This is a genomic window from Serratia sp. FDAARGOS_506, assembly GCF_003812745.1.
GTDB lineage: Bacteria > Pseudomonadota > Gammaproteobacteria > Enterobacterales > Enterobacteriaceae > Serratia.
Genome location: NZ_CP033831.1, coordinates 4,526,262 through 4,541,325, shown reverse-complemented (window position 1 = coordinate 4,541,325; position 15,064 = coordinate 4,526,262). Strand labels below are relative to the sequence as shown.

The window sequence follows — 15,064 nt, the reverse complement described above, 5'->3', positions numbered from 1 at the left end:
TGAGCCCTTCGGGCGCTCGCCATGGGCGCCCAAAATTTCTTTGCAGGATAACGATTTATCGATCATCATTTGAAATGATGTTTCACTTTCATCCATCGAGCCCACCTTGAACCTGTATGCCGCACTGCGTCAGCGCGTGGAGAATACGCCCTGGTACGCCAAACGGAAAAGCTACCGCGTGCTGTTCTGGCGCGAGATCACGCCGCTGGCGGTGCCGATCTTTCTGGAGAACGCCTGCGTTCTGTTGATGGGGGTGCTGAGCACCTTTCTGGTGAGTTGGCTTGGCAAAGAGGCGATGGCCGGGGTGGGGCTGGCGGACAGCTTCAACATGGTGATCATCGCCTTTTTCGCCGCGGTAGATCTCGGCACCACCGTGGTGGTGGCCTTCAGCCTCGGTAAGCGAGATCGCCGGCGAGCGCGCGCGGCGGCGCGTCAATCGCTGGTGTTGATGACTGGCGTGGCGTTGCTGTTGGCGGCGGGCATTCATCTGGCGGGCGAGCCTATCATTGATGTGATCGCCGGTGCGGCCTCGCCGGAGGTGAAGGCGCTGGCGCTCTCTTACCTGCAGACTACGGTGTGGAGCTACCCGGCGGCGGCGATTGCGCTGATTGGCAGCGGCGCGTTGCGCGGTGCAGGCAACACCAAGATCCCGCTGCTGATCAACGGCGGTATGAATATTCTCAATATCATCATCAGCAGCATCCTGATTTACGGCATGCTCGGCTGGCACGGGCTGGGCTTCATCGGCGCCGGGCTGGGGCTGACGATTTCCCGCTATATTGGCGCGATCGCCATTCTCTATGTGTTGGCGATCGGTTTTAACCCGGCGCTGCACATCACGCTGAAAAGCTATTTCACGCCGCTGAAAATGAGCATCCTGTGGGAAGTGCTGGGTATCGGTATTCCCGCCAGCGTCGAATCGGTGCTGTTCAACGGCGGCAAGCTGTTGACGCAGATGTTCGTCGCCGGCATGGGCACCAACGTGATCGCCGGTAACTTCATCGCCTTTTCCATCGCTTCGCTGATCAATTTGCCGGGCAACGCGCTGGGCTCGGCCTCGACCATCATCGTTGGCCGGCGACTCGGCAAAGGTGAGATCGGCCAGGCGGAACGGCAGCTGCGTCATATTTTCTGGCTGTCGACCCTCGGGCTGACCGCCATCGCCTGGAGCACGGCGCCGCTGGCCGGGGTATTCGCCGCGTTTTATACCTCTCAGGATGACGTAAAGACGGTAGTGAAAACCCTTATCTGGCTCAACGCCGCCTTTATGCCGATTTGGGCCGCTTCCTGGGTGTTGCCTGCCGGGTTGAAAGGCGCGCGCGACGCCCGCTTCGCCATGTGGGTGACGATGCTGGGCATGTGGGGTTGCCGCGTGGTGGCCGGCTATGTGCTGGGCATCGAACTGGGCATGGGGGTGGTGGGCGTCTGGTTGGGGATGTTCCTCGATTGGGCGGTGCGTGGCGCTTTGTTTTACTGGCGAATGGTCAGCGGGCGCTGGCTGTGGAAATATCCGCGGGTCAAACGCCGGGAGGCCGGGTAACGCCATGCAGAGCGAACCTGGCGAGCCGGCCTCAGTATAAAAGCGTCATCGCGCTGAAGAACAGCAGCGTCAACGCAATGATGATGACGTTTTGCGTGGCTTTGCGTACCAGTTTGCCGGCGCTCAGGCGGCTGTCGATGACGTAAAGCAACGGCACCATCAGCAGCACGTAGGCGAACATCAACATGGCGGTAAAAGGCTGCACATTCATTCCGGCGGCTCCTGTGAGTCGTCATGGCCGATCAGGTGCACCAGCACGGCCTCTGTTTGATGGGGAAGCCCAACGAAGGGCGGATTGCCGGGGGGAGCCGGTTCGAACGACAGGCCGGCGCGCCGCGTCTTCACCGCCGCTTGCAGGATCTTCTTTTGGTGTCTTTGCGTGTGGTCGACCATGCGCCTCCGAATAGGGCCGCCCGCAGGCGGCCGACTGCCGTATTGCCCATTAAGATGGATAAGAATTGTGGGCCACTGCCAAGTCCACGCACCCATAATATTGCGAATGATAATTATTATCAATAATGAAAGTGAAAAAATTAAGGGTATTGCGGGTGGCGCATCAGGCGGGGTGTAAAAAGAAAAAGCACGCCTTGCGGCGTGCTTTGCGGGGTATTAGCGGTGGCGGTTACTTCTGATCGGGCAGCGCGTAAGCGACCACGTAGTCGCCCAGCTTGGTGCCGAAGGAACCATGGCCGCCGGCGAAGATCAGGACGTACTGCTTGCCGTTGACCTCATAGGTCATCGGCGTCGCCTGACCGCCGGCCGGCAAGCGCGCTTCCCACAGTTTTTCACCGTTGGTCACGCTGAAAGCGCGCAGATAGTTGTCTGCGGTAGCGCCGATGAAGAACACGTTACCGGCGGTGGTCACCGGGCCGCCCAGCATCGGCATGCCCATTTTAAACGGCAGCGGCAGCGGGGAGCTGTCGCGCACGGTGCCGATGCGTTTTTTCCACACGATGTCGTTGGTTTTCAGATCAACGGCGGAAATGTAACCCCAGGCCGGCTGTTTGCACGGCAGGCCGAACGGTGACAGGAATGGGTTCAGCGTGACGCCGAACGGCACGCCATACTGCGGCTGGATACCGGTTTCGGTGCCGCTGCCACCCTTGTCGCCTTCCGGCGGCTCAATCGGGTTGCCTGGGCCGCGTGGGATCAGTTTGGACACAAACGGCAGCGCGATCGGGTTGGCGATGGCGATTTCGCGATCGGTATCGACGGCCAGGCCGCCCCACTCGAACATGCCGAGGTTACCCGGGAACACCAGCGTGCCTTGCTCGGAAGGCGGGGTGAAGGTGCCTTCATAACGCAGGCTGTGGAACATGACGCGGCAGACCAGCTGGTCATAGATGGTCGCGCCCCACATGTCCGCACCGGTCAGTTTCTTCTCAGGACGGAAGGTCAGCTCGGAGAACGGCTGAGTCGGGGACAGACGATCGCCTTTAGCCGGCCCCTGCGGTACCGGTTTTTCCGGCGCCGGCACGACCAGTTCGCCGTTGGTGCGGTTCAGCACGAAGATGTTACCGGTTTTGGTCGGCACATAAATGACCGGCACTTTTTTACCGCTCTTGTCGGTAATGTCCGCCAGGGTCGGCTGTGCCGGCACGTCCATATCCCACAGGTCATGGTGTACCGTCTGATAGAACCAGGCCAGCTTGCCGGTGGAGGCGTTCAGCGCCAACAGGCCGCTGGCGTAGCGCTCCATTTCCGGGGTGCGGTTGCCGCCCCAGATGTCCGGTGTGGCGACGCCCATCGGCAGATAGACGATATCCAGCTTGGCGTCATAGGCGGCCGGTGCCCAGGAGTTAGGCGAGTTCGGCACGAAGTGATGCTCGTCCGCCGGGATGGCGTTCGGATCTTTCGCGCCCGGATCGAAGGCCCACAGCAGTTTGCCGGTGTTGACGTCGAAGCCGCGGATTACGCCGGATGGCTCGCGGGTGGAGTAGTTGTCGGTCACTGCGCCGGCGACGACGATCACTTTATCGGTGATCACCGGCGGCGAAGTCGGTTCATAGTGGCCCGGCGTCGCATACGGCATGTTGCTCTGCAGATTCAGCTCGCCGTTGTTGGCGAAGTCCGGGCACGGTTTGCCGGTTTCGGCGTCCAGCGCGAACAGGCGGCCGTCGTTGACCGGCAGAATGATGCGGCGCGCGCACATCGCCGGTGCGGCATTGCCGGCAGCGTCTGCAGCGGCAGCGGTTTCGTGGTAAGACACGCCGCGGCAGGTGATGTGCTGGAAGGTCGGGTTGTACTTCAGCTGCGGATCAAACTTCCACTTTTCTTTACCGGTAGCGGCATCCAGCGCAAACAGCTTCTGGTGCGGCGTACACATGTACAGGGTATCGCGGATCTTGATCGGCGTGACTTCGTTGGTGATCTCACCCGGATCGTTGGCGGTCTTCAGATCGCCGGTCTGGAAACGCCAAACCTCTTGCAGCTGGCCAACGTTTTTGTCGTTGATCTGGCTCAGCGGCGAGTAACGGGTGCCTTCCTGGGTGCGGCCATAGGCCGGCCAGTCGGCGGCGGTGGTGTCTTTAGGCTGTACCTGCGCGGCGTCGAGGGTGCCGTTGATCTCTTGCGGATCGTTGAACACGGCATAGGCCAGCGCAATGACGGTGATGACCAGCGCCGCGCTCAGCGCACCGTAGGCGAACTTGCCGTTGGCCACCAGCTTACGGTAGATAAACGGCAGTACCAGCCACAGGCCGAAGAAGAAGGTGACGTCCAGACGCGGCGTCAACGCCCAGAAGTCCGGGCCGACTTCCCACAAGGCCCAAACGGTGGTGCCCAACAGGAACACGGCATACAGCAGCAGCGCGGCGGCGCGGCGGCGGAACAGCAGCCAGGAGGTCGCCAGCAGCACCAGCCCGGCGATGATGTAATACAGCGAACCGCCCAACTTGGCCAGCCAAATGCCGCCGCCGAGCAGATAAAGCCCGCTCAGCGCGGCAAACAGCGCCGTTATGACGATAAGCGGCGATAGTGACGCTTTATTTTGCATAGCAATACCCTTACCAAAAATGAAAGTCCCCGATTTAGAGATTAAGCCAAATCGGAAAAAACACGCGGTTTCTCCCTAATATTTCAGCGGGAAGCCGCTAGGGTGACGTAAAACCCATCCCGTCTTTTAACCTTAAGGTGCTTTGCCTTATTCAAAGCGGTAAGACAAGGTGGCGCCGCCACCCCAGTTGCGACCCGGCGCCGGCTCGAAATAGCGGCCTTGGCCTTCGTTGACGATCACCGAACCGACGTAACGGCGATCGAACACGTTGTCTACCCGGCTGAACACGTCCAGCGCCCAGCGGTTCCAGGTAAAGCGATAACCGGCGTTTACGCCGGCCACGGTGTAAGAGGGGGCCTGCGCGCTGTTGGCGTCGTTGGCCTGAATGTCGCTCATGTAGCGCAGCTCTGCCCCGGCATGCCAGCCTTCCGGCGGCGCAAAGGCCAGCGAGGCGTAGCCCATGTTGCGCGCGATGCCCGGCAGGCGATTGCCGGCGGGGGTACAGCCGGATTTGCCGCACATTTCGCTGCGGTAGATGGCGTCCAGCAGCGTCCAGGCCATATGCAGGCGCCAGTCCAGCGCAAACTCTTGATCCAGCGCCAGCTCCAGGCCGCGCCGCCGGGTTTTGCCGGCGTTGGCGTAGGTAGTATTTGTGTATTGGCTTTTCGCCACCACCAGCTCGTTGTCGGTATCGGTCTGGAACAGGGCGGCGCTCACCAGGCCATTGCCGAGGCGCCGCTTGCTGCCCAGTTCGACGGTGTCGCTGGTGGACGGCTGCAGGCCGAGGTTGAGGCCTGGCTGGCCGTCAGGGCGATAGGAGAGTTCGGTGGTGGTGGGGGTTTCAAAGCCGCGGCCGGCGGAGAGATAGACGTTCCACGCCGGATTGATCTTGTAGTTGAGCGAGCCCATCGGCAGCCACTGGTGGTAGCGTTTGCTGCCGCTGTCGTCGCCGTTGCGCGGCGTGATGTAGTAGTCGGTCGAGTCGAAGCTGACCGTGCTGTAGCGCAGGCCGGCATCCAGCGTCCAGTGCGGCGTCAGTTGCCAGGAGGTTTGCAGGTAAGGATCCAGGTTCCAGATGCGGTTCTTCTCGTTGCGCCGCTGGTCGCCTTTCTCGCCGTAGTCCACTGTGCCGTCTCGCAGAATAAAGTTTTCGAACCCCTGGCGGCGTTCGGTCATGGTTTCATAATCCAGACCGCCGATCAGTGTTACCGGTAACGATGCGAGAGTATCCTCATGCTTCCAGCGAGTGTCAATGCCCTGATATTTTCTTTCCAGCACGATCACCCCGCCGGGATGGGCAGGATTAAGCTGTAGTTCTCTGCGAAACGATTGGTACTGCGTGGTGTGGCGCTCGCCGTGGTAGGCGGTCAGGGTCAGTTCGTCGCGCTCGCTCATCTGGCGTTGATAGCGCAGACCGGCCTGGGTCTGGTCGAGCGATTTGCGGGTGTTGAATTGATCCGCGCGCGGCGCCTGGCGTGGGTTGGCCTTCCATTCCGCCTCGGTCAGGCCGCCCGGATCGCCGGCGTCAATCGAGACGCTGTTGAACATCAGCGTCAGGGTGCTGACGTCGTCCAGCCGCACGCCGAGCTTGCCGTTGCCGAGGTTTTTCCGCGCGGCGCTGTGATCGCGGTAGCCCTGGGTGGTAAAGCGGGTGCCGGAGATGGCGTAGTTGACGTCGCCGGCCTGGGTACCGTCGCCGGTGGCGCCGGTCGCTTTCACCCCGTAGCGCCAGGTGTTGTCGCTGCCGAAATAGCCGCCGGCTTCCAGCGTCGGCGGCTGGGTGCCGGTTATCGTATCAACATTGATAACCCCGCCCGAGGCGTTGCCGTACAGCGCGGAATAAGGGCCGCGCAGCACCTCGATGCGTTCGACGGAATTGATGTCGATATTGGAGGTTTGCCCCTGGCCGTCGGGCATGGTGGCGGGAATGCCGTCGACGTACATGCGCACCCCGCGCACGCCGAACATCGAACGGCTGCCGAACCCGCGTATCGACATCTGCAGATCCTGCGCATAGTTTTGCCGATTTTGGATCTGCAGGCCCGGCACGCTGCCGAGGTTTTCCGACAGGTTAATCTGCGGCGCGGCGTTGCGCAGGGTTTCGCCGTCGATCACGCTGACGGAGACCGGCGACCCCAGCTCGGTCAATCCGGTGGGTTGCGCCATCACCACCAGGGTGTCGCTTTTTTCTTCATTATTTTCTGCCGCCAGTGCCTGGCTGGCGAACATAGGCTGTAGCAATAGCATTGCAGCCGGGGTAAGCACGGCGCTTTTCTTACTGGTCATGGAATAAATCTGCCACTGGTATTGAAAGGGAATCGCAGGTCGATTCAGAGTTAGCCATCTGTCGCTCCATCTACATGACGCTAAACGAAAAGGGTAAGGCATCCTGACGTCAGTATAGAGTATCTCGGGCAGGAACGTTCCCGGAAAAATCTTCAGTTCACAGCGGCGACTTACCGATTCATGAGCCTGGTTCATAAGCCCAAGCGTATTTCGCCCCATAGTCATGGCGGCGGTTGCGTTTTACAGTCATCACACCGGAGCGGCTCCGCGTCAGACGGGGCCGGTATCAATCAGCGGGAGAGTGAAGATGCAAACACGCAAGTTGGGGCGCGAAGGGCTGGAAGTTTCGGCGTTGGGATTGGGCTGCATGGGGCTGAGCTTTGGCTACGGCCCGGCCACCGACAAACGGCAGGCGATCGAACTGATCCGCGCTGCGGTTGACGAGGGGGTGACGTTCTTCGATACCGCCGAGATTTATGGTCCGTTCACGAACGAGGAGCTGCTGGGCGAAGCGCTGGCGCCGGTGCGCGATCGGGTCGTCATCGCCACCAAATTCGGTTTCGATCTGCCGCAGCCGGCGGGGCAACAGGTGTTGAACAGCCGTCCGGAGCATATTCGCCGGGCGGTGGAAGGTTCGCTGAAGCGCCTGCGGATAGAGACGATCGATTTGCTGTATCAGCACCGTGTCGATCCCGAGGTGCCTATCGAGGAGGTGGCCGGTACGGTGCAGCAACTGATTCGCGAAGGGAAAGTGAAGTACTTCGGCCTGTCGGAAGCCGGCGCGCAAACCATTCGGCGTGCCCACGCCGTGCAGCCGGTCACGGCGCTGCAAAGCGAATATTCGCTGTGGTGGCGCGAGCCGGAGCGTGAAATCTTGCCGACGCTGGCAGAGCTAGGCATCGGCCTGGTGCCGTTCAGCCCGCTCGGCAAGGGCTTTCTCACCGGCGCCATTACCGAGAACACCACCTTCGACAGCGGCGATTTTCGCAACGTGGTGCCGCGCTTCAGCGCCGAAGCGCGCCGGGCCAACCAGGCGCTGGTGGATGTGCTGGGGCAGATAGCGCAGCGCAAGGGCGTGACGCCGGCGCAGATCGCCCTGGCCTGGCTGCTGGCGCAGCAGCCGTGGATCGTGCCGATCCCGGGAACCACCAAGCGTCACCGGCTGGAAGAAAACCTCGCGGCGGCGGCGGTCGCGTTGGCAGCGGGCGAACTGGGCGAGATTGAGCGCGCGCTCTCCGCGATCGACGTGATCGGCGATCGCTATCCGGCGCATCTGCAGAAAAACGTCGGGCGTTAAGCCCCGCGTCGCAGCGCCTCAATCAGCAGCGCAAAGGCGGTGGTGTGCTGCCTGCGGCTCGGATAATAGAGGTAATAGCCGGGAAACGGCGGGCACCAGTCGTCCAGCGCCATCTGCAACCGCCCGTCGGCCAGCGGCTCGGCAACGGTGTCTTCCGGCACGAAGGCGATGCCGAGGCCGAGCTGCGCGGCATCGATCCGCTGGCGCAGGCTGTTGAAGGTCAGTTGCCCCTCCACCCGCACTTTAATCTCCCGGCCGTCGCGGGCAAATTCCCAGGCGTACAGCCCGCCGAGGGTGGGCAGGCGCATGTTGATGCAGCGATGGTTTTGCAGCGCTTGCGGCGTGGTGGGGCGGCCGTAACGGGTGAAATAGGCGGGGGAGGCGACGGGCACCATGCGCATGTCCGGCCCGATGCGCACCGCGACCATGTCCTTCGCCACTTGTTCTCCCAGCCGGATGCCGGCGTCGAAACGCCCGGCGACGATGTCGGTCAGGCTGTTATCGACGGTGATTTCCACGTTGATATCCGGGTAATCGACGAGAAAAGTGCGCAGCACCGGCCACAGCACCGCATCCACCGCGTGTTCGCCGGCGGTGATGCGGATATTGCCGGCGGGCCGATCGCGCATTTCACCCAGCGCATTCAGCTCGCTTTCAATCTCCGCAAAGCGCGGGCCAATGCTGTTGAGCAGCCGTTCACCGGCTTCGGTGGGGGCCACGCTGCGGGTGGTGCGCGTGAGCAAACGCAGCGCCAGGCGCTCTTCCAGCCCGCGAATGGCGTGGCTGAGCGCCGATTGGGAAACCCCAAGCTGCGCCGCCGCTTTGGTGAAGCTGCGCTCCCTGGCCACCATCAGGAAAGCGATCAGATCGTTAAAGTTTTCTTTCAACATACCGGCACCGGAGAGCAAGGTTAGGGCGCTGTCGCGCGTAGATTTATGAATTGAGCTCATAGCTCCTTGCGCATTTTACCCGCTAGTCGCTGGAAAAGCATGGCGCTATCTTGGCATTACTGACCCATGACTATCAGCGCCGGCGGTGAGAGCCGGTGCGGAGGACACTACAGATGAAAATACAACGCAGCGGTTCGATCCCTTCACAGCGCGGCCCGGCGGACTATTTTACCGGGCAGGTGCGTATCGACGCCCCGTTCGCCGGTGACGCGCCGGCCAGGGTGGGCGGCGCGACCGTCACCTTTGAACCCGGCGCGCGCACGGCATGGCATACGCATCCGCTCGGCCAGACGCTGATCGTCACCCAGGGGCGCGGGTGGATCCAAATGTGGGGCGAGACCACGCAGGAAATGCACCCCGGCGATATCGTCTGGATCCCGGCAGGCGTCAAACACTGGCACGGCGCGACGCCGGACACCGCCATGACCCATATCGCCATCGCCGAAGCCGTGAACGGCAGCCCGGTAACCTGGCTGGAGCCGGTCAGCGAAGCGGACTACCGGCAATAAGGCCGCTCAGGCCTCGTGGCTCCGCTCGCAAAACCGCAGGCGGTTGCCGAACGGATCGGTGAGGTTCAGCTCTTTGCCCCAGTCGACAACCTCCAACCCCGGCCGGGCGTAGCGGTAGTTCTTGGCCGTGAGCTCCCGGTGCAGCGCGTCGATATCGTGCACCGGAATGAAAAGGGCGGCGCCGGGCGTGCTGTCGCCGTGGTGTTCGCTCAGGTGCAGCGTCAATCCGGCACGGCTCACCTGCATGTACAGCGGCAGATCTTCGCTGAAACGGTGCTCCCACTCCAGCGTGAAACCGAGAAAGTCCAGATAAAACTCTTTGGCCTTGTCGACTGCAAAAATGCGCAGGATCGGAATGGCGGGGGAGAAGGTGATCATCGTCGATCTCACGGTTACGTTAGCGGCAGCCGATATGGATATCGACCGCCTCGGGGCCGGTATAGGCTTCGAAGTCGGTCAGGAAGCAGCGTTCGATTTCCGGGTGTTGCTCAAAGTAGGCCCAGATGGCTTGCCAGCCTGCGATGACCGCCGCCGGCATGGCGCCACGGGCCTGGAACACCAGATAGCGGCCGGGTTGGATGTGCAAACCATTCTCTGCCGCGTTGCCGGCGGTAACGTCAAACGGCCCGCTGGCGTCGGAGGCGTAGTTGGAGTAGACCCCATAGACCGGCGTGGCGGGCGAGGTGGCGAAAAAGTCTGACCACAGCGCCGGGATTTTTGCCGTCTCGGGCCGAGTTTCGTCCTGATTGGTGGTTCTGACCGTTTGGCCGGCGACGTAAAAGCCGGGCAGCTGTACCGAGAGGGGGTGCATAGCGGAAATTCCTTTTAATTAAGCGCTTGAACGAGAGGCCTAAAGGTAGCAAAGGCTTCCCGGATCCGCCAGACAGGGCCCCCGCAGACGCGGAGGCCGATCGCATCAAGCGCCCAAACCGCCAAGGCACAGGTATTTGATCTCGAGATAGTCCTCGATGCCGTATTTTGAGCCTTCGCGGCCCAAACCGGAGTGTTTCATGCCGCCGAATGGTGCCACCTCGGTGGAAATCAGCCCTTCGTTGATGCCGACGATGCCGTACTCCAGCGCTTCGGCCACGCGCATCACCCGGCCGATGTCGCGGCTGTAGAAGTAAGCGGCCAGGCCGAACGGCGTGTCGTTGGCCAGTTCGATAGCTTCCGCCTCCTGGCTGAAGCGGATCAGGGGCGCCACCGGGCCGAACGTTTCCTCGCGGAAGATTTTCGCCGTGCGCGGCACGTCGGTCAGGATGGTCGGGGTGAAGAAATTGCCGCCCAGCGCGTCAGGCTTGCCGCCCAGCAGCACCGAGGCGCCGTGCTCGACGGCGTCGGCGATATGCTCGCGCACTTTCTCCACCGCGTCCGGGTTAATCAACGGGCCGATGGTGACGCCGTCATCCAGGCCGTTGCCGACTTTCAGCTTGGCGACGGCGGTTTTCAGTTTGGCGGCGAAGGCGTCGTACACGCCGTCCTGCACCAGAAAACGGTTGGTGCAGACGCAGGTCTGGCCGGCGTTGCGGTATTTCGAGGCGACCGCGCCGGCCACGGCGGCGTCCAGATCGGCGTCGTCGAACACGATAAACGGCGCGTTGCCGCCCAGCTCCATGCTGGTTTTCTTGATGGTGGGCGCACACTGGGCCAGCAGCTGCGCGCCGACTTCGGTGCTGCCGGTGAAGGAGAGTTTACGCACGTCCGGGTTGGAAGTGAGTTCGCCACCGATACCCTTGCTGGGGCCAGTGATCACGTTGCACACCCCGGCGGGCAGCCCGGCGCGCTCCGCCAGCACGGCGATCGCCAGCGCCGAGAACGGGGTTTGGCTGGCGGGGCGGATCATCCCGGTACAGCCCGCCGCCCAGCCGGGGCCGGCTTTACGGGTGATCATCGCCGCCGGAAAGTTCCACGGGGTGATGGCGGCGAACACGCCGATCGGCTCTTTCTGCACGATGATGCGCCGGCCCGTCTGGGGCTGCGGAATGGTGTCGCCGTAGACCCGCTTGCCTTCCTCGGCGAACCATTCGATAAAGGAGGCGGCATAGGCGATTTCACCGCGGCTTTCGGCCAGCGGTTTACCCTGTTCCGCCGTCATGATGCGCGCCAGATCCTCCTGATTTTCCATCATCAGCTCAAACAGCCGCCGCAGTTTGCCGGCGCGCTCTTTGGCGGTCAGCGCACGCCAGGCGGGCAGCGCCTTTTTGGCGGCGGCGATGGCGTGCGCGGTTTCTTCGGCGCCGAAGGCCGGCACATGGCCGACCAGCTCGCCGTTGGCGGGATTATGGATGGCGATCGCGTGGCCTGCTTTGGCCGGCAACCATTGCCCGTCGATGTAATTAGCCTCGCGGAACAGCGTGGGATCCTTAAGGGTAGCGCTGATACTGGTGCTCATTGGTCTCTTCCTTTGCTGAGTTCAACAGAATGGTCTTTCCCATATGGCTACCCTTTACCCTAGCAAAGTTTGCCACCGCCGTTTGCCACCGTGGCGACAAGATGAGCGTTTTCTTCATGCGCACCTTCTGTACAAAAAATATCCGCCGTCGGGCCGATACTGAAAGAGCAGGCATATGACCCTTTTCGATGTGATTAAAAGGAGTGTGCGAATGATGAAATCAGTGGACAGACATCTCGCGGCCTACGGTAGCGAAATGGATTTTTTGGCGTCGAGCATCGCCCTGATGGAATGGCAGGGGCGGCAGATTGACGCCGGGCAGGTGGCCGGCAATATGTCGGAACAGCAAAGCCGCCTGTTCTTTGCGCGGTTGAGTTATTTTCGACAGCTTTATCAGGCCGCAGCGGCGGCCGAACACAGCCTGTAATTTCCTGATTCAGCCCCGCCGCAGCGGGGCTTTTCATTTCAGCGGTGCCACACTCCGGTCGCCAGCGTCGCCGGCGAATACTCCAGATCGCGCCCCCGCCACGGTAGCGCCGCCGCAAAGCGCCAGGCGCGGTGAACGTCAAACCGCCAATAGCGTTCCGCCCCTTCAACGCCAGGATCCCCTTCCGCCTGCCAGAGGATCTGCGTTTTTCCTTGCAGATGCAGCACGTCGCCGCGATCGAAATCGATGAACAGCAGGGCCGCCCGCGGTTCGGCCAGCAGATTGCCCAACGTATTCATATAGCGGTTGCCGCGAAAGTCCGGCATCCACAGCGTGTCGCCTTCCAGATGGATAAAGCCGGGGCGCCCGCCGCGATGGGAAATATCGACGCCGCCCTGCGCCAGTTCCAGATGCGCACCGCTGGCGACGAAGCTGGTGTCCGCGGTGCGGATCAGCGCCTGCGCCGCCGCATCCAGCGTAGCTAAATGCTCAACCGGCTGTGGTCGACTTTCCACCGGGTAGAGTTCGCGGCGCTGAATGTATTGCGGGCAGTTGCCGAAGCTTTGGTGAACGACGATCTCCACCCGGTTTTTGTCGATGCGGCCGACGGTGCCGTTGGCGCGGTTGCGCCGCCGGTTGCTGAAGTCGAGCCCGAGCGCGCCGACCGGTTTGCCTGGCAGTAACAGCGCCTGAGCGGGATCGTCGCTGCGGCGCGGCGCGCTGATGCGCAGGTGCGTGTCGTCAGGCGTGCGTAAGAATCCGGGCGGACCGCTGAACAGGGTGGCGATGGGCCAGCCCTGGTTGTCCAGGGTAGCGACGAACAGGTAGGGCAGCGCGGCGAAAAACGCACGGTGCTGATCCGGCATTGCGGGGTAAATGCCGCCGCCCACGCGATCGAAACCGGCCAGCGTCTGCGCGCGCAGCTCATCGGGGTGGAAACGTTGCGGGAGCATGGCGTCAGCTCGCCGCCGGTACCGGCAGGGCCGGCATGGCAAAGAAGCCCGGCAGTTCAGCGATGCGCGCCAGCCAGCGGCGTATGGCGGGGTAAGGCGCCAGCGAAATGCCGCCTTCGGCCGCGACCGCCACATAGCTGTAGCAGGCCAGATCGGCGATGGTCGTCTGTTCGCCGGCCAAATAGCCGCGCTCGCTCAGGTGCTGTTCCATCTGCGGCAGAAAACGATCGCTGATTGCCCGCGCCGTCTGATAATCCTCCGGCACGGCGAACTGGGCGATCAGCCGGCAGGAGGCCGGGCCGTAGCGGACTTCGCCGGCGGCTTTGGAAAGCCAGGCCTGCACCCGCGCCGCCGCCACCGGCTGTTCCGGCAGCCAGTGGCTGTCCGGCGCATAGCGTTTCACCAGATAGACCAAAATGGCGTTGCTGTCGGCCAACGTCAGATCGCCGTCCTGCAAGACCGGGATCTGGCCGAACGGGTTGAGCCGGCGAAAGGCCGCGCTCTGCCGCACGTCCGCCGAAGCTTCTACCCATTCATAGGGCAGCGCCAGCATGCGCAGCAGCAAGGCCACGCGGTGAACGTGGCCGGAAAGCGGGGTGCCGTAGAGTGTGATGGTGGACATGACGTCTCTCCTCAGTGCTTTTTTTTCAGCATACTCTTGCGATAAGTGAGCGGAATCCGGCAATGTGGAAATTGATAATTTCATTTTTCGGAAGAGTCTATGGATCGGTTAGACGAGTTGGCCATCTTCGTGGCGGTGGTGCAGCAGGGCAGCCTCGCGGCGGCCGGGCGTAAACTGCGGCGTTCGGCGCCGGCGATCACCCGGGCGATCGCCGCGCTGGAACAGCGGTTCGGCACCCGGCTGGTGGAGCGCACCACCCGGCGGCTGGCGCCTACCGAAGCGGGCATGCGGCTGCTGGAGCGCGCGCAGCAGCTGCTGCAGGATTATCAGGCGGTGGTGCAGGATACCGCCGCAGCGCAGCTGAGCGGCTTGCTGCGCGTCACCTCGCCGGTACAGTTCGGCCGCCGATACGTGGCACCGGTAGTGATGGCGTTCCTCGATGACTACCCGCAGATGCAGATCGAAATGGTGTTGAACGATCGCAATCTCGATTTGATCGACGAAGGGTTGGATATTGCGGTGCGCATTGGCCATCTGCAGGACTCTTCGCGCGTGGCGCGGCGGCTGGGGCAGGTCAGCCGGGTGACGGTCGCCAGTGCGGATTACCTGGCGCGCTGCGGCGAGCCATTCTCACCGGCGCAGTTGGCGGAGCATGCCACCATCGTCGGCACCCAGCGGCCGTCGCTGCGCGAATGGCGCTTCGGCCCGCAGGAAAACGGCGAACGGGTGCGCTTGGCCCCCAGGCTGTTACTGAACGATGTGGAAGCGCAGCTGCAGGCGGTGCGCGCCGGTAAAGGTATCGCCCGGTTGCTTTCGTATCAGGTGGCGGACGATTTGGCCACCGGCACGCTGGTGCGGCTGCTGGCGGATTATGAACCGTTGCCGATGCCGGTGCAGCTGGTGGCGCAGCAGGCGCAGCGCATGCCGCTGAAGGTGCGCGCCTTTTGGGATTATGCGCTTGAGCGGCTCGGTGCACTGCCGCAAATTCAGCCGGAAGGCTGGGGGGAAATAAGCGCAAAAAGTTTCATGGGTTAAACTTTTTTATCGCCTGTGTCGTTTTATTTTACCGGACGCGTATTGCTGATACGCCCGT

General features: G+C 62.3%; 15 protein-coding genes. 5 read left to right on the top strand and 10 right to left on the bottom strand.

What is annotated here, in order from left to right:
* Nucleotides 1–106: 106 nt before the first annotated feature.
* The gene (locus EGY12_RS21980) at nt 107–1,540 is read left to right on the top strand and encodes an EmmdR/YeeO family multidrug/toxin efflux MATE transporter (protein WP_123895365.1); all 1,434 of its coding nucleotides are present in this window, start codon (nt 107–109) and stop codon (nt 1,538–1,540) included.
* Nucleotides 1,541–1,571: 31 nt separating this feature from the next.
* Here the strand turns inward: EGY12_RS21980 and EGY12_RS21975 are convergent, their stop codons facing one another.
* From EGY12_RS21975 to pqqU, 4 genes are all read right to left on the bottom strand, one after another.
* Nucleotides 1,572–1,751, bottom strand: a complete 180-nt coding sequence (locus EGY12_RS21975) for a hypothetical protein (protein WP_038872213.1) — start codon at nt 1,749–1,751, stop codon at nt 1,572–1,574.
* Complete coding sequence (locus EGY12_RS21970; protein ID WP_123895364.1) at nt 1,748–1,933, bottom strand: hypothetical protein; 186 nt, start codon at nt 1,931–1,933, stop codon at nt 1,748–1,750. Before EGY12_RS21970 ends, EGY12_RS21975 begins: the two co-directional genes overlap by 4 nt.
* Nucleotides 1,934–2,162: 229 nt before the next feature.
* Nucleotides 2,163–4,535, bottom strand: a complete 2,373-nt coding sequence (locus EGY12_RS21965; protein ID WP_123895363.1) for a glucose/quinate/shikimate family membrane-bound PQQ-dependent dehydrogenase — start codon at nt 4,533–4,535, stop codon at nt 2,163–2,165.
* A 147-nt stretch (nt 4,536–4,682) separates the two neighbouring features.
* Nucleotides 4,683–6,821 (bottom strand): TonB-dependent receptor PqqU, encoded by a 2,139-nt coding sequence (gene pqqU, locus EGY12_RS21960; protein WP_371415382.1) that lies wholly within the window; start codon nt 6,819–6,821, stop codon nt 4,683–4,685.
* A gap of 307 nt (nt 6,822–7,128) precedes the next feature.
* Between pqqU and EGY12_RS21955 the strand changes: the two genes are divergently transcribed.
* Nucleotides 7,129–8,118 (top strand): aldo/keto reductase, encoded by a 990-nt coding sequence (locus EGY12_RS21955; RefSeq protein WP_123895362.1) that lies wholly within the window; start codon nt 7,129–7,131, stop codon nt 8,116–8,118.
* Here EGY12_RS21955 and EGY12_RS21950 read toward each other — a convergent pair.
* Nucleotides 8,115–9,008, bottom strand: coding sequence for a LysR family transcriptional regulator (locus EGY12_RS21950; protein ID WP_123895652.1), 894 nt, complete (start codon nt 9,006–9,008; stop codon nt 8,115–8,117). The genes EGY12_RS21955 and EGY12_RS21950 overlap by 4 nt on opposite strands.
* 173 nt (nt 9,009–9,181) lie before the next feature.
* Here EGY12_RS21950 and EGY12_RS21945 point away from each other — a divergent pair, with 173 nt between their 5' ends.
* Nucleotides 9,182–9,577, top strand: a complete 396-nt coding sequence (locus EGY12_RS21945; RefSeq protein WP_123895361.1) for a cupin domain-containing protein — start codon at nt 9,182–9,184, stop codon at nt 9,575–9,577.
* Between the two features lie 6 nt (nt 9,578–9,583).
* Here EGY12_RS21945 and EGY12_RS21940 read toward each other — a convergent pair whose 3' ends face one another.
* From EGY12_RS21940 to gabD, 3 genes are all read right to left on the bottom strand, one after another.
* Nucleotides 9,584–9,952 carry a glyoxalase superfamily protein gene (locus EGY12_RS21940; RefSeq protein ID WP_172962974.1) on the bottom strand — a complete coding sequence of 123 codons (369 nt, stop codon included), beginning with the start codon at nt 9,950–9,952 and terminating at the stop codon, nt 9,584–9,586.
* 22 nt (nt 9,953–9,974) lie between these two features.
* A complete protein-coding gene (locus EGY12_RS21935) occupies nt 9,975–10,388 on the bottom strand; it encodes a GyrI-like domain-containing protein (protein WP_123895359.1) in 414 nt (137 codons plus the stop codon).
* A 105-nt stretch (nt 10,389–10,493) separates the two neighbouring features.
* Nucleotides 10,494–11,969 (bottom strand): NADP-dependent succinate-semialdehyde dehydrogenase, encoded by a 1,476-nt coding sequence (gene gabD, locus EGY12_RS21930; protein WP_123895358.1) that lies wholly within the window; start codon nt 11,967–11,969, stop codon nt 10,494–10,496.
* Between the two features lie 211 nt (nt 11,970–12,180).
* On the opposite strand from gabD, the gene EGY12_RS21925 reads away from it, so the two are divergent.
* The gene (locus tag EGY12_RS21925) at nt 12,181–12,396 is read left to right on the top strand and encodes a glycogen synthesis protein (RefSeq protein ID WP_049201387.1); all 216 of its coding nucleotides are present in this window, start codon (nt 12,181–12,183) and stop codon (nt 12,394–12,396) included.
* A gap of 38 nt (nt 12,397–12,434) precedes the next feature.
* On the opposite strand, the gene EGY12_RS21920 is transcribed toward EGY12_RS21925, so the two are convergent.
* The gene (locus EGY12_RS21920; RefSeq protein WP_123895357.1) at nt 12,435–13,349 is read right to left on the bottom strand and encodes a pyridoxamine 5'-phosphate oxidase family protein; all 915 of its coding nucleotides are present in this window, start codon (nt 13,347–13,349) and stop codon (nt 12,435–12,437) included.
* Nucleotides 13,350–13,353: 4 nt separating this feature from the next.
* Nucleotides 13,354–13,971, bottom strand: coding sequence for a glutathione S-transferase family protein (locus tag EGY12_RS21915; protein ID WP_123895356.1), 618 nt, complete (start codon nt 13,969–13,971; stop codon nt 13,354–13,356).
* Between the two features lie 99 nt (nt 13,972–14,070).
* Here EGY12_RS21915 and EGY12_RS21910 point away from each other — a divergent pair, with 99 nt between their 5' ends.
* A complete protein-coding gene (locus tag EGY12_RS21910) occupies nt 14,071–15,006 on the top strand; it encodes a LysR family transcriptional regulator (RefSeq protein ID WP_123895355.1) in 936 nt (311 codons plus the stop codon).
* Nucleotides 15,007–15,064 lie beyond the last annotated feature (58 nt).